The 401-nt window shown below is 52.1% G+C and carries 1 protein-coding gene; it reads right to left on the minus strand.

Going from position 1 to position 401, the window contains the following annotated elements; all coding sequences use genetic code 11:
- On the minus strand, positions 1-330 hold a 330-nt coding region (locus tag MO867_RS22705), incomplete at its 3' end, for a hypothetical protein (RefSeq protein WP_252473400.1).
- Positions 331-401 lie beyond the last annotated feature (71 nt).

Raw genomic sequence — 401 nt, forward strand, 5'->3', positions numbered from 1 at the left:
GGTGGACCACTCCACCATCGCCTTGCGTACAGACTCAACATCAACAATTAATTGATCCTCTCGGTATAATTCACGTCTAATTTTCTCCGCACTCATCCTAGCCTTATCCGCATCCGCCAAGTCTTTCTGATTGCGAGCGTCATTAGCCTGACGCCCAGCAGCTTCAGTACGCAGCCGCTCACAATAAGCTTGTAGCCACACGCTGTAAGTAGAGCCTTGCGGCAACACCCCTGCCTGCACATGCTTAGCAATTGCCGGTTGAGAGGTTCCCACCAGCCGAGCGAATCCCGACTGAGTGGCCTGATCATTAAGTGATTGGTTGTCAGCCAAGGTATAACCCCCTAGGAAATTTCAGATAGCTGTTAAAAACACGGGCCCGAATTGCTCGTGGGCTGGGTCGC

The organism is Microbulbifer okhotskensis (assembly GCF_023895975.1).
GTDB lineage: Bacteria > Pseudomonadota > Gammaproteobacteria > Pseudomonadales > Cellvibrionaceae > Microbulbifer > Microbulbifer okhotskensis.